This window comes from Pseudomonas sp. TSRC2-2, from assembly GCF_049897785.1.
Taxonomy (GTDB): Bacteria; Pseudomonadota; Gammaproteobacteria; order Pseudomonadales; family Pseudomonadaceae; genus Aquipseudomonas.
Genome location: NZ_JAFCWZ010000009.1, coordinates 188,608 through 201,344, shown reverse-complemented (window position 1 = coordinate 201,344; position 12,737 = coordinate 188,608). Strand labels below are relative to the sequence as shown.

Here is a 12,737-nt window from a genome sequence, read left to right as displayed (position 1 = left end):
TCTTTTGCTTTGCCTCAGCGCAAAATAATCAACTGCCCCAACACCCGATGCTGCTCAAACCCCATCACCCCTTGCAGCGAATTGAGCACCGCTTGTGGATCCTTGCTCGGAAAACTGCCGCTGACCTTGCGCGCCGCAAGCGTATCGTTGAGCAGCAAAATTCGCCCCGGGTAATAGCGGCGCAGATCCTCGACGACATCGGCCAGCGTGGTCTTGTAGTAAGTCAGCCAACCCTGACGCCAGGCCAGTTGCGCCTCACTGTCCACGGCATGCAGTTTTTCCGCCGTGCCGTCGGCATAAGCAACCTGCTGGCCGGCCGTGAGAATCTGCTGTTGACCATGCTCGTGCGCCGTCACCGCGACACGTCCGGACAACACCGTCACTCGTGCGCCGTGAGGTTGCCGGCGCACTTCGAACTGCGTACCCAGCACCCGCGCCTCGCCCTGCTCCGCCGCCACCACAAACGGATCGCCAGTGTGGGTGACGCTGAAGAAAGCAGCGCCACGGATCAATTGCACGCGGCGTTGACCGTGGCTGAATTCAACAGCAATCGCGCTGTCGGCATCCAGCGTGACTTGCGACTGATCGGCCAGTTTCACCGTGCGGATTTCACCGGGCGCCGAGACATGATCGGCGCGCAGATCGTCGAGCCAGCGCTGCGCTTGCCAGCCCGTGCCAAGGCTGACCATCAGCAGCAGACACGCGGCCATCGCCAACGCTCCAGACCAACGCAACAACCGCGAACGACGCGGGGTATCCATCGCCTGCAAATACCCTTGCAACGCGAGGGCATCTTCACCGGCCAACGTGCGCGCCGGGGCTTCACTGAGTTCCCAGATCACCTGCGCCTGCGCATACGCCTGGGCATGAGCGGCGTCAGCGCGCAGCCATTCGCTGAAGGTCAGTTGATCGCCAGTACTCGGGCGATCGTGCAACAGGCTCAGCCAGGCCAGCGCGGCCTGCTCCTGGGCCGGTGTCGGTGTGATCGGATTGGATGGCTTCACGGTGCTTTCCCTGGCAGACGTGGCGCGGGATCGCGCAGGCTGGCCTTGCAGGCCTCGAGGGCGCGCATCATATGTTTTTCCACGGCACTTTGGGACAGCCCCATGGCCTTGGCGATGTCGGCGTACTTGCGCCCGTGAATGCGATTAAGCAGAAAAATCTGCCGGGTACGCTCGGGCAACGCGCGCAATGCCGCTTCGACATGGCGCAGATCATTGCCGGCTTCGAGTGCGGCCTGGGGTTCAGTGCCGTGGCTGTCGGGTTCGTCCGGCTGCCAGCCTTCGTTGACCCGCGCGCGCGTTCCTTCGCTGCGCAAATGATCGATGGCAATGTTGCCGGCGCAGCGCAGCAGATAAGTGCTGAGTTCTTCGACCTGCACCAGCGGCCTGCGCCAGAAGCGCAAAAACAGATCCTGAACCAGATCCGCCGCCGTCGCCCGGCAACCGACGCGCCGGTTCACCAGTGCTTCCATCTGCGCACGCTGGGACAGAAACACCTGGAGAAAATGCGCCCGCGCGCCACGTGCTTCGTCATCGCCCGATTCCGGCGGCAGACCGATCAACACTTCAGCACTGCGCCCATGCGGCAACCGGGCTGGCCAGCAGGCTCAACCCGGCCAATGCCAAGGCCAGACGCGGGCGATACGGCAGCAACAGCACCAGTGCCAAAGCGCTAAGCATCAGCACCGCGAACCAATCGACCAGACCGAAACTCCAGCCATTGGCCGCAACTGCCGCCCACAGCGACAGCGCCAGCAACAGCCATCCCGCCAACGCCGAACCGTGACGGCGGCGAGCCGACGGTTTGGCGCCGAGCAATTCGGCGTGATGGCGTGGCATCGACAGGCACAAAGCGCTGAAGCCGGCATAGCTGAGTAACAGCGCCAGCAGCATCAGCTGGCACCTTGTTCGACAGTGATCGGCCGAGGCGAAGAACTTGCTTTGCGAACGCTCACGCAATTGCCCGTACGCTGCATCTTGCGCGCAGCCCAGCCGAGGAAAATCCCTGTCGCAAGGCACGTCAGATCGAATCCGGCCAGTGCCCAGTCGCGCTGCATCAGGCTGGTGACAAGATTCCACGGCGTGGTCAGCGCATTGATCAGCGGCACCGCGATAAACAGCGCTGCGCCAAGCGTCAGCTGTTCGATCCAGGCCTTGCGTCCCCGACGCAACAGCGCGTGCACCACGGTCAGCGCCCAGGCCATGAAGAACGCATTCACTTCCCAATCGGCCCGCCCCGCCAGACTCACCGGCAACAGTCGATTGGCCAGAAAGAACACCGCCACCGCCGACACCAGCCCGGCCATGCTGGCGATATTCAGCACCTCGACCAGGCGCAATTCGAAGGGCAGCGCTGCGCTTTTTGCGTGCCTGAGCTGCCGTTTGCCCAGCCAGATCACCAGCCCGGTGCCGATCATTGCCGTGCCGGCCAGACCGCACATGAAATACAGCCAGCGCAACAGCGGTCCGGCGAAATGGCCCATGTGCAAGCCATAGAACGCGCCACCCACGGCCATCGCTGCTGGCTGTTCAGGTGTGCTGCCGACGAGATCTCCGGTGACACCATTGAAAGTCACCGCCCGGCCGAAATCATGCACCACGCGATCACCCGCGCGGGACAGCACCACCGTGGCACCGGCATCGCCCGGATTGCTCACCGACAGGCGCGCGGTGTGGCCGCCCGACCATTGCGCGCTGGCCTTGGCCAGCAAAGGCGCCATGGCAGTCAGCGGCGCGGCGAGATTAGCGCGCTCGGGTGTTTTAGAGGCGGGGAAGACTTCATCGTAGAACTTGCGCACGTCGCTCCCGTAAGAGGCGACGATGCTGGCGGGCATGACCATCGACATGAAAATCACCAGGCTGCTGTAGGTGATCATCAAGTGAAACGGCAGCACCAGCACGCCCACGGCGTTATGCCCGTCGAGCCAGGAACGCTGGCCCTTGCGCGGGCGGAAGGTGAAGAAGTCCTTGAAGATTTTCTTGTGGGTGATGATGCCGCTGATCAAAGCGACGAACATCACCATCGCAGCGATGGTCGCCAGCCAGCGCCCCCATGGATAAGGCATCTGCAACTGGAAGTGGAAACGGTAAAAGAACTCGCCGCCCATGCTTTCGCGGCCCTGTACTTCGGCGCCGGTCTGAGCGTCGAGGGTTCTGGATTCGAAACGACCGCGCTCGCCGGGTTTGCCCGGCGCCTGCTGCCAGCGCACCGTCAGGCCCGGATCGCGGGCATCGGGCAAATCGATCAGCCAGCGCGAGGCACCGGCGGCGTGTTGCTGCAGATAGTTTTGCGCCTGCGTCAGGCTCGCTTCGGCATCCAGCGGATGCGCAGCAATTTCCGGCTGCATCCAGTGGCTGATTTCATCTTTGAAGTAAGCAAGCGTTCCCGTGAGGAAAATCGCGAACAGCAACCAGCCGAACACCAGCCCGGCCCAGGTGTGCAGCCAGGCCATCGCCTGGCGAAAGCCCTCTTTCATGCCAGCCCCAGACCGCGTGCGGCACCGGAAATCGTGGCGAGAATCACGCTCGGCACCAGCAAGCCGACCCACGCCGACCACGCGCTGCGGCAGGCGAAACACCAGAGCACCGCGACCAGATAGACCACAAAGGACACCGTCATGCCGGTGACCACCGCTTCTGCGCGGTTCAGCGGCAGCCACAACGTCAGGGTGACACTGGCCAGCGCCGCGACCAGATAGCCGCCGAAAACCGCCGCCAGCACTCGGGAAGTGACGGCCAGACGATAGGACATGGGAAGGGTTGCGAGTTTGCCTTTCATGTTTCGACCCTGAAACGAAAAACGTTCGGCCGACAAGCCGAATCTACAGGCGAGCAATATTAATGATAAATATTCTCATACGCAAAAGCATCTGATTGCCGGGCACCGCCTCCAGCCCCTACAATGCGAACCGTTCTTGTTCTCTAACGCACGTTCTCTACGCAAGCATTGCGTCCGGAGTCATTTCGTTGCCGCCCGCCCATCCTGTAGAATCGCTCTATCACGCTCATCACAGCTGGCTCACCGGCTGGCTGCGGCGCAAGCTCGGCTGCCCGGACAGCGCGGCGGACCTGGCTCAGGACACGTTCATCAAGGTGCTGACCGCCCGCGAGCCACCGCTGATCATCGAACCGCGTGCCTTTCTCACCACGCTGGCCAAGCGCGTGCTGTTCAACCATTACCGGCGTCAGGATGTGGAACGCGCCTACCTCGAGACGCTGGCGCAAATGCCCGAGATGGTCGTGCCGTCGGAAGAGCACAAAGCGATCATCCTGCAGACGTTGATCGAACTCGATGAGCTGCTCGACGGCTTGCCGCGCCAGATCAAACGCGCTTTCCTGCTCGCCCAGGTCGATGGCCTGACTTATCCACAGATCGCCGCAGAACTGGGTATTTCGGTGGCTACGGTCAAACGCCATTTGAACAAGGCGGCCATGCGCTGCTATTTCGCTTTATGAATCGTGTGCCGGAATTCTCCGCGCAGGTCGCCGAACAGGCGGTGCACTGGCTGCTGGAAATGCAGCAGGGCACGCTGACGCAGCGCCAGCAACAGGCCTGGCAACAATGGCTGGATGCGCACAGCGAACACCGTAGGGCGTGGGAACACATGCAACGGGTCAACCAACGCTTGCGTGGTGTGTCATCGCCGTTAGCCCACGCGGCGTTGAACGGACCGAAGTCCGGCAGCCGCCGTCAGGCGCTGAAAATGTTGCTGATTCTCGGTGCCGGCTCAGCGGCGACCTGGGGCCTGCGCGAGCACACGCCGCTGCCGTCGCTGCTCGCCGACTACCGCACGCCGGTCGGGCAGCGGCGCGAGATCGCCTTGGGCGGTGCCGATTCGGTGCAGCTCAATACCGCCAGCTCGGTCGATGTCGATCGTGCGCAGCGGTTGATTCGCCTGCTCGAGGGCGAAATGCTGCTGAGCGCTGCGAGTCCGTTCGAAATACGCACGGCGCAAGGGCTGCTGAAAACCCACGGCGCACGCCTCAATGTGCGGCAGTTTGCCGATCGCACGCAGATCGCGCTGTTCGAAGGACGAGTCGAACTCACCGCCGAGCACCGCGCGCCTCTGCTACTGCCGGTCGCGCGGCAGCTGAGTTTCACTGCGAGCTCCGTCAGCGAGGCAACATCGCTGGATGCCAACAGCGGCGCCTGGACTGACGGCATGCTGGTCGCCGCGCACATGCGCTTGGGCGATTTCCTCCAAGAGCTTGGTCGCTACCGGCGCGGGCAGTTGAGGTGCGACAGCCAGGTCGCCGATCTGCTGATTTCCGGGACGTATCCGCTGGATGACAGCGAGCGAATTCTCGACCTGCTGCAGATCAGTCTGCCGGTCAGAGTGAAGCGTTTTACCCGTTATTGGGTGAGCGTCGAAGCGCGGGTTTAGAAAGCAAGATCAAAAAATCGCAGCCTTCGGCGGCTCCTGCATTTGCAATGCATTTTTTCTGTAGGAGCTGCCGAAGGCTGCGATCTTTTGATTCTGAAAAAATAAATGAGCCGTTTTTCAGATCTGGCGTGACAGAGAAGGAAAGCCACCTTGATTCCACCTTCTCAGGATCATCCCCATGCAGCCCACCCGTCTCACGCCACTGGCCCGCAGCCTGCGCAATCTGCTGCTCGGCGCCAGCCTGAGTTTCACCGCCCTGCCCGCCGCGCTGGGCGCCGAAGCCAGGGTTTATCACATCGCCCCGGCGTCACTTGAAACCGCGCTCAACCAGTTTGGCCGTGAAGCCGGCGTGCTGATCTCCTTCGGCTCGCAAGTCACCAGCGGTGTGCAGAGCCGGGGGCTGGAAGGCAACTACACCGCGCAACAAGGCCTCGATGCCTTGCTTGAAGGCACCGGCCTGCAGGCCCGCGCCGAAGGTGACAATGCCTTCAGCCTGCAACCACTGGGTGATGCGGCGCTGGAGTTGGGCACGTCGACCGTGGTCGGTGACTGGCTCGGCGATGCTGCGCAGATCAACGTTTTCGAACACCCCGGCGCGCGTGATGTGATCCGCCGCGAAGAGTTTGAACGCCAAGGCGCAACGCAGGCCCGCGATGTGCTCAACCGCATCCCCGGCGTCAATGCGCCGGAAAACAATGGCACCGGCAGCCATGACATGGCGCTGAATTTCGGCATTCGTGGTTTGAATCCGCGCCTGGCCGCGCGCTCGACCGTGCTGATGGACGGCATCCCGGTACCGTTTGCGCCGTATGGCCAGCCGCAGTTGTCGTTCGCGCCGATCAGCATGGGCAACATGGATGCCGTGGATGTGGTGCGCGGCGGCGGCGCGGTGCGTTACGGCCCGCAGAACGTCGGAGGTGTAGTCAACTTCGTGACTCGGGCGATTCCCGACGAGCCAACGGTCAAGGGTGGCTTGCAGACTGAAACCAGCCCATCGTCGAGCCACGACGGCTTCAAGACCAGCGCCAATCTGCTGGCCGGCGGTACCAACGCCAACGGTCTGGGCGGCGCTCTGTTGTACTCCGGCACCCGTGGTGGTGACTGGCGTGAACACAGCGATAGCGAAATCGACGACCTGATCCTTAAAGGCAAATACCAGCTCGACGAAGCCAACAGCTTCAACGCCATGGCCCAGTATTACGAAGGCAAGGCCGACATGCCCGGTGGTCTGAACGTCGCCGACTATGATGCCGATCCTTATCAGTCAACGCGGCCGAAAGACCAGTTCTGGGGGCGCCGGACGATGTTCAACTTCGGCTATCGCTATCAGGAGGATCGCCGCGAGTTCACCGCCAACACCTTCTTCACCAAGACCCTGCGCAGCGGTTATCTGGATCAGGGCACCTTCCTTTCGCTGTCGCCGCGCGAGTACTGGGTACGTGGGCTGGAAACCCGTTTCGCCCAAGGCTTCGACCTGGGCTCGAGCAGCCACGAAGTCGGCGTCGGCTACCGTTACATCAATGAGGCCGGCCACGAACTGCGCTATCGCACGCCGATCAGCGCCAACGAATATCCGACCACCAGCAGCCGCAACGACCGTGACACCCGAGGCGGCACCGAGGCCAACGCGTTCTTCGTCGACGACCGCATCGACATCGGCAAATGGACCGTCACCCCGGGCATACGCTACGAGATGATCGAGTCGCAGCAGACCAACAATTTGACCAACGTCAAATACAAGGGCGACTACAACACCGCACTGCCGGCGCTCAACGTGCTCTATCACCTGACCGACAGCTGGAATCTGTACGCCAACACCGAGGGCTCGTTCGGCAGCGTGCAATACAGTCAGATGCCCAACCGGGTGAGCAGCGGCGAAGTAAAACCGGAAAAGGCCCGCACCTGGGAGCTCGGCACGCGATATGACAGCGGCGCCCTGCGCGCGGAAATCGGCGCGTTCCTGATCAACTTCGACAACCAGTACGAAAGCAACCAGACCAATGACTCGGTGATTGCCCGCGGCGAAACCCGTCACCAGGGCATCGAGACCCGCGTCAACTACGCTTTGGATGACCTGAATCCAGCGCTCGCCGGTTTCGATGTTTACGCCAGTTATGCGTATGTGGACGCAACCATCCGCGAGGACGGGCCGAACAAAGGCAACCGCGTGCCGTTTTCTTCCAAACACAAAGGCACGATTGGCGTCGGTTATACCGAAGGGCCATGGAAGCTGAATCTGGACAGCAGCTTCCAGAGCGACCAGTTTGCCGACAACGCCAATACCTCGAAGGAAAGTGCCGATGGCAGCACCGGCAAGATCCCCGGTTACATGCTGTTCAGCAGCCGCGCCGGTTATGACTTCGGGCCGCAACTGTCGGATTTGAATGTAGCGGTGGGGATAAAGAACATTTTCAACACGCAGTACTTCACGCGCTCGTTCGATGACAACAACAAGGGCAAGTACGTGGGAGAGCCGCGGACGGTTTACCTGCAGACTTCGGTGGCGTTTTGAAGAAGTTTTGAAATCCCCCCACGTCGCGTAAAAAAAACGGGCCTGCATCAGCAGGCCCGTTCTCCTTGTGACTTGTGAAATCAGCGCATCAACTGTTGATCGCTGCCTGTTCGTTCTCGTCGAATTCCTCTGCCAACAGTTTGTCATTGGCTTTGCCGGTAAATGGCACTACGGCGGCGCGTGGTTTACCTCGCAGTTTGCCGAACAGGTGATCCAGTTTGTGCTCGAGTTTCTCGGCAGCACCGTCGATCGCCTGTTCCAGCGAATCGGCTTTGTGGGTCACGGAAATCGGTTGGTGGCCTTTTGGCCGCGCTTCCAGTTGGCAGCGCAAGTCATGGGGACCTGGTTTCTCGCCGTTCTCGTCGCTCAGGTGGACTTCGACACGGGTCAGGTCTTCTTCATAACGGTCGAGCGTGCTCTCAATAGTTGTACGTACCCACTCCTCCAGTCGCTTACTGCTTTGAATATGGTTATCGCTGTTGACTTGGATTTGCATAGTTCATCCCTTATTTCAGCTAGCTCGCTGGAGGCCGTGAGTTGAATTTCCTGACCTCCTGGTTACAACAATCGGCCCGACCGTCGAACATTTCAACCCCTGAAAAAAGAAAAATATTCATTCGCAAAAAAAGCCGGACAACCAAGCGAAGCGCTGTTAATGTCGGGAGTTGATTCGCCTCGCCTGTTGGCAAAATCTGCTCACAATTGCCCGTCGTTCAGCGGGTGCAGACCGCGAAAAATCCCCGCCTCCTCCACCAGCCAATCATGCACAGCGCGCACGCCCGGATGGCTCAATGCCCCCGGCGCATAGAGCAGCACGTAGCGTTTATGGTTGGGCACCGACAAGCCGAACGGCACAATCAACGTGCCGCGCTCCAGCTCATCGTTGAGCAACGTGCGCCGGGCAATCGCCACGCCCATGCCGGCAATCGCCGCTTCGATGGTCAGGTGATTGCGATTGAAGGTATGTCCGCGTCGCACATCGGCGCCTTCGAAGCCGATCGCATTCAAATAAAACTCCCATTCCGCGTATTCGTAACTGCCACGCCAGGCGGTGATGTCGTGCAGCAGCGGGAAATGCACCAGATCCGCCGGCCCGTGCAGTGGCGGCCGCCCGCGCAGCAAGCCTGGTGCGCACACCGGGAAAATCTGCTCGTCGAGCAAGGCTGTGGATAACAATCCAGGGTAGCTGCCATCGTTGAGGTCGATGGCCAGATCGAAATCGCCCTCATGCAGCGGCACGCTGCTGTCCTCGGCCACCAGGCGCAACTGGATGTCCGGAAAGCGTTGCTGCAAGCGCGGCAGGCGCGGAGTCAGCCACTTGCCGAGAAACGAGGGGATCGAGCGCAACCGTAACGTCCCGCTGATCATCCCGGCGTCCAGTCGGCGCAATTCGGCGTCGATGCTGCCATACGCTTCATTGACGGTAATCGCCAGCCGCTGCCCTTCTGCGCTCAACTCAACGCCGCGCGCGCGCCGATGAAACAGGCGAAAGCCGAGGCGCTCTTCCAGTTGGCGAATCTGCTGGCTGACCGCGCCTGGGGTGATGTGCAGCTCTTCGGCACAACGGGTGAACGACAAGTGCCGCGCGGCACAGGCAAATACCTGCAGCCAGACGTAGGTCTGAGCATGCAATTGACGATTCATTGTTTAGTCCTGCTAAAGGCTTTCTTAGGAGGTTTCGTTGGTCACCTCGAACGGAGGCAGGCAGTATCGCCGACATTGCGCTTGTCCGACAAAAAATGGCAGCGATTCCTACTCCATTGCTTGTAAGGGTTTAGCATGGCTATCAGTGTTTTCGATCTATTCAAAGTGGGCATCGGCCCGTCCAGTTCCCATACCGTCGGTCCGATGCGTGCAGCGGCGACATTTGCCCAGGCCCTGATCGATCAGCATCTGCTCAATGACGTGCGACGAGTGGAAATCCGTCTATACGGCTCGCTGTCGGCCACCGGTGTTGGCCACGCCACCGACCGCGCGACGGTCATGGGCCTGATGGGCGAGTGGCCGGACAGCATCGATCCTTCGACCATCGATCCACGCATCCAGCAATTACGCGAAACCGGGCAATTGTCGCTTGCCGGTCAGCGTTCGATCGCTTTCGACTGGCAGAACGATCTGCTGCTGCTCGACGAAAGCCTGCCCTATCACCCCAACGCCATGTCGCTGACGGCCTTTGGCGAAAGCGCCGAGCTGTTCGCGCAAACCTATTACTCGGTGGGGGGCGGTTTCATCGTCGAAGCGGCTGAAGCCGAATCTGGCGCGGCGCCGGCGAGCGACGTGGTGTTGCCGTACGATTTTTCCAGCGCCGCCGAACTGCTCGCCCTGTGCAAACAACACAATCTGCGCGTATCCGAACTGATGATGGCCAACGAGCGCGCCTGGCGCAGCGACGCCGAGATCCGTCAGGGCCTGTTGCACATCTGGTCGGTGATGCGCGAGTGCGTCGAACAAGGCCTGCGCCACGAAGGCATCCTGCCCGGCGGGCTGAAAGTGCCACGCCGCGCAGCGAAACTGCACCGCAGTCTGCTCGAAATCGGCAAACCGAATGTGATCAGTTCAACCCTGTCGGCAATGGAGTGGGTCAACCTGTTCGCTCTCGCCGTCAACGAAGAAAACGCCGCCGGCGGGCGCATGGTCACCGCGCCGACCAACGGTGCCGCCGGAATCATTCCGGCCGTTTTGCATTACTACATGAAATTCAATCCGGACGCGTCTGACGATGACGTCGTCGCGTTCTTTCTCGGCGCAGCCGCCGTCGGCATTCTGTGCAAGAAAAACGCCTCCATCTCCGGCGCCGAAGTTGGCTGTCAGGGCGAAGTTGGTTCGGCTTGCGCAATGGCCGCCGCCGGCCTGGCCGACGTCCTCGGCGCGACACCTGAGCAACTGGAAAACGCCGCTGAGATAGGCCTGGAACACAACCTCGGCCTGACCTGCGATCCGGTCGGCGGTCTGGTGCAAGTGCCGTGCATCGAGCGCAACGCCATCGCTGCGGTGAAGGCGATCAACGCCACACAAATGGCCCTGCGCGGCGACGGCAACCACTTCATTTCCCTTGACCGGGTGATCCGCACCATGCGTGACACCGGCGCCGACATGCATGACAAATACAAGGAAACGTCGCGGGGCGGGCTGGCGGTGAATTGGGTGGAATGCTGATCCGCCTGATTGCACCGTCCGCGATCATCGACTCATTCCTGCCCTGAAAACGCGCCATAAAAAACGGCGAGCCCGAAAGCTCGCCGTTTTTTATGGCGTGTTTATTGTTCGACAATTTTTCCGGCATGTCCCTTGCTACATCGCCCTTGAGGCAAACGGAGATTGCGAACCTCAGCGAACGAGATGCCAGTGGTCTGGTGTTGCGAACCAAATCGGATCATGGCCGGTCAACAACTGCACGTTCAATCAGGCGGTGACGCATCATGGACAACCCATTTCAAATCATTACCGATGCCTTCGCGCCGGACTATCAGATCAATCTGAGCATTCAGGGGCTGGACGGCAGCATCATGCTGACCCTGTCCAACGCCGGCCGCATTGTGGCCAAACGCATGATCAGCGCCGAACAGCGCAACGATCCCGAGCGTTTGAAACGCCTGGTGCAAAGCATCCAGTTCGGCATCGCCATCGAACAGGGCCACAGCGCCATGTCGATCCTCGAAGCCATGACCAGCGGCGCCGGGCTGACCCCGCCACCGCCACGCGTCAAAGGCCAGCCCGGCCAGGCGGCGGGCCTTTAAAGCTCGCCCTTTTCCACTTCTGGATGCTCGCCGGAACCCGTGCCGATCTTGCGCTGCGGGTTCTCGATCTTCACCGAGGGGAATTGCGACGAAGCGTAACGCACCACCAGAATCGCGAACGCCAGCAACAGGATGCCGCCGCACAGGTAGATGATGCCCATGTCCGGCGGGTTGTGGTGTGAGACATTGGAAATCAGCAGCCGCGTCAGCGCAGTGATCGCCACGTAGATCAGAAAGCGCACCGGCATGTGGTTGGTCTTGAAATAAATCCCGACCATCGCGCCCAGTTCCAGATAGATGAACAGCAACAGGATGTCATCAATCTTGATGTGCCCGACTTCGAGCATCCCGAGAAACTCCATCACCGCCGCCCACGCCGTCACCGCGCCAATGGCGAAAAGCGCCAGGTAGTGAAAGGTCTCGACGAACAGGTTGCCCAGGGACTCGGCCAGTTGATGCACGTTACGCCGCAGTTTCTCGGCCCAGTTGATTTTCACGATGAGTTTCCTTAGCCCGTTTCGGGCGGATGATGCGTATCGCACGTGACGTTTTTGCGCGCGCGCCTTGTTGCAATGAGTTTCATGCAGGTTCAGGGCCACGCATCATGGCGATCCGCCGCAAATCCCGCGCCGTGGCGTTTGGTCGCAGGCTCGCCGCTTTGCACACATAGCTGTGGGAGCACATCTGCTCGCGAATGGCAGCGACAAGGCCCCCTGACAAACGCCAAATCCGGTCTACATTGAAAAGCCACTACCCATGGCGCAGGGATTCGCTTATCCTTTTCGCTGTATATGGATACAGTAGTCGTCAAGACAACTTAACGTGAAGGCATGTGAGGTGGTGAATGGCCGTCGAAGTGGTATACCGCAGCAGCCGAGATCTGGAGCGCTTGTTCATGGATAAAGCCGAAGCTGATCGTCATGACAAAATGCTCGAACTGGCCGAATATCTGGCCGATGTGCTGCAAAAAGCCGTTCCGTCCCTGACCGAACAGCAAGTCGAAGAAGCCGGGATCTACATGGCGAAGAATCGCGATGTGTTCGCCCGGGCGTTCAAGAGCCAGCCCGATGCGTTGGCGGAGCTGATCAACGCGCCGACCGAG

At 60.7% G+C, this 12,737-nt stretch carries 13 protein-coding genes and 1 pseudogene; 6 read left to right on the top strand and 8 right to left on the bottom strand.

All coding sequences use genetic code 11. From position 1 onward, the window contains the following. Positions 1-14: 14 nt before the first annotated feature. The 5 genes from ACP7D9_RS19470 to ACP7D9_RS19450 are packed head-to-tail and all read right to left on the bottom strand — an operon-like array spanning position 15 to position 3,780. Positions 15-1,004: a FecR family protein gene (locus ACP7D9_RS19470; RefSeq protein ID WP_426159198.1), complete on the bottom strand. Its 990-nt coding sequence runs from the start codon at positions 1,002-1,004 to the stop codon at positions 15-17. Continuing rightward, positions 1,001-1,567, bottom strand: coding sequence for an RNA polymerase sigma factor (locus ACP7D9_RS19465; protein WP_371918388.1), 567 nt, complete (start codon positions 1,565-1,567; stop codon positions 1,001-1,003). The genes ACP7D9_RS19470 and ACP7D9_RS19465 overlap by 4 nt, the downstream gene beginning before the upstream one ends. Position 1,568: 1 nt before the next feature. After that, positions 1,569-1,895, bottom strand: a complete 327-nt coding sequence (locus ACP7D9_RS19460; RefSeq protein WP_426159195.1) for a DUF3325 domain-containing protein — start codon at positions 1,893-1,895, stop codon at positions 1,569-1,571. Continuing rightward, complete coding sequence (locus ACP7D9_RS19455; protein ID WP_426159193.1) at positions 1,895-3,478, bottom strand: PepSY-associated TM helix domain-containing protein; 1,584 nt, start codon at positions 3,476-3,478, stop codon at positions 1,895-1,897. The genes ACP7D9_RS19460 and ACP7D9_RS19455 overlap by 1 nt, the downstream gene beginning before the upstream one ends. Continuing rightward, entirely contained in the window at positions 3,475-3,780 is a 306-nt protein-coding gene (locus ACP7D9_RS19450; RefSeq protein WP_101159384.1) for a DUF3649 domain-containing protein, read from the bottom strand. Before ACP7D9_RS19450 ends, ACP7D9_RS19455 begins: the two co-directional genes overlap by 4 nt. 188 nt (positions 3,781-3,968) lie before the next feature. Here ACP7D9_RS19450 and ACP7D9_RS19445 point away from each other — a divergent pair, with 188 nt between their 5' ends. The 3 genes from ACP7D9_RS19445 to fecA all read left to right on the top strand — a co-directional run bounded on the left by ACP7D9_RS19445 (position 3,969) and on the right by fecA (position 7,898). Further along, positions 3,969-4,457: a sigma-70 family RNA polymerase sigma factor gene (locus tag ACP7D9_RS19445; protein ID WP_426159191.1), complete on the top strand. Its 489-nt coding sequence runs from the start codon at positions 3,969-3,971 to the stop codon at positions 4,455-4,457. Further along, a complete protein-coding gene (locus ACP7D9_RS19440) occupies positions 4,454-5,386 on the top strand; it encodes a FecR domain-containing protein (protein ID WP_426159189.1) in 933 nt (310 codons plus the stop codon). The genes ACP7D9_RS19445 and ACP7D9_RS19440 overlap by 4 nt, the downstream gene beginning before the upstream one ends. Before the next feature lie 178 nt (positions 5,387-5,564). Continuing rightward, positions 5,565-7,898: a TonB-dependent Fe(3+) dicitrate receptor FecA gene (gene fecA / locus ACP7D9_RS19435; protein ID WP_426159187.1), complete on the top strand. Its 2,334-nt coding sequence runs from the start codon at positions 5,565-5,567 to the stop codon at positions 7,896-7,898. Positions 7,899-7,986: 88 nt separating this feature from the next. Here the strand turns inward: fecA and ACP7D9_RS19430 are convergent, their stop codons facing one another. After that, the gene (locus ACP7D9_RS19430) at positions 7,987-8,394 is read right to left on the bottom strand and encodes an HPF/RaiA family ribosome-associated protein (RefSeq protein WP_016771629.1); all 408 of its coding nucleotides are present in this window, start codon (positions 8,392-8,394) and stop codon (positions 7,987-7,989) included. Positions 8,395-8,594: 200 nt separating this feature from the next. After that, complete coding sequence (locus ACP7D9_RS19425; protein WP_101159287.1) at positions 8,595-9,542, bottom strand: LysR substrate-binding domain-containing protein; 948 nt, start codon at positions 9,540-9,542, stop codon at positions 8,595-8,597. 135 nt (positions 9,543-9,677) lie between these two features. On the opposite strand from ACP7D9_RS19425, the gene ACP7D9_RS19420 reads away from it, so the two are divergent. Further along, positions 9,678-11,054, top strand: coding sequence for an L-serine ammonia-lyase (locus ACP7D9_RS19420; protein ID WP_426159184.1), 1,377 nt, complete (start codon positions 9,678-9,680; stop codon positions 11,052-11,054). Between the two features lie 263 nt (positions 11,055-11,317). Then, the gene (locus ACP7D9_RS19415; RefSeq protein ID WP_016771632.1) at positions 11,318-11,635 is read left to right on the top strand and encodes a DUF3509 domain-containing protein; all 318 of its coding nucleotides are present in this window, start codon (positions 11,318-11,320) and stop codon (positions 11,633-11,635) included. Here ACP7D9_RS19415 and ACP7D9_RS19410 read toward each other — a convergent pair. After that, the gene (locus tag ACP7D9_RS19410) at positions 11,632-12,132 is read right to left on the bottom strand and encodes a phosphate-starvation-inducible protein PsiE (protein WP_101159285.1); all 501 of its coding nucleotides are present in this window, start codon (positions 12,130-12,132) and stop codon (positions 11,632-11,634) included. The genes ACP7D9_RS19415 and ACP7D9_RS19410 overlap by 4 nt on opposite strands. A 347-nt stretch (positions 12,133-12,479) precedes the next feature. Between ACP7D9_RS19410 and ACP7D9_RS19405 the strand changes: the two are divergent. Further along, positions 12,480-12,719: pseudogene (locus tag ACP7D9_RS19405) on the top strand (YebG family protein); the annotation flags it as partial. Positions 12,720-12,737: the final 18 nt, after the last annotated feature.

Coding starts and splice junctions, on each gene's coding strand:
- ACP7D9_RS19430 (WP_016771629.1), bottom strand. CDS start 8,394: ATGCAAATCCAAGTCAACAGCGATAACCATATTCAAAGCAGTAAGCGA.
- ACP7D9_RS19440 (WP_426159189.1), top strand. CDS start 4,454: ATGAATCGTGTGCCGGAATTCTCCGCGCAGGTCGCCGAACAGGCGGTG.
- ACP7D9_RS19415 (WP_016771632.1), top strand. CDS start 11,318: ATGGACAACCCATTTCAAATCATTACCGATGCCTTCGCGCCGGACTAT.
- ACP7D9_RS19455 (WP_426159193.1), bottom strand. CDS start 3,478: ATGAAAGAGGGCTTTCGCCAGGCGATGGCCTGGCTGCACACCTGGGCC.
- ACP7D9_RS19420 (WP_426159184.1), top strand. CDS start 9,678: ATGGCTATCAGTGTTTTCGATCTATTCAAAGTGGGCATCGGCCCGTCC.
- ACP7D9_RS19460 (WP_426159195.1), bottom strand. CDS start 1,895: ATGCTGCTGGCGCTGTTACTCAGCTATGCCGGCTTCAGCGCTTTGTGC.
- fecA (WP_426159187.1), top strand. CDS start 5,565: ATGCAGCCCACCCGTCTCACGCCACTGGCCCGCAGCCTGCGCAATCTG.
- ACP7D9_RS19425 (WP_101159287.1), bottom strand. CDS start 9,542: ATGAATCGTCAATTGCATGCTCAGACCTACGTCTGGCTGCAGGTATTT.
- ACP7D9_RS19450 (WP_101159384.1), bottom strand. CDS start 3,780: ATGAAAGGCAAACTCGCAACCCTTCCCATGTCCTATCGTCTGGCCGTC.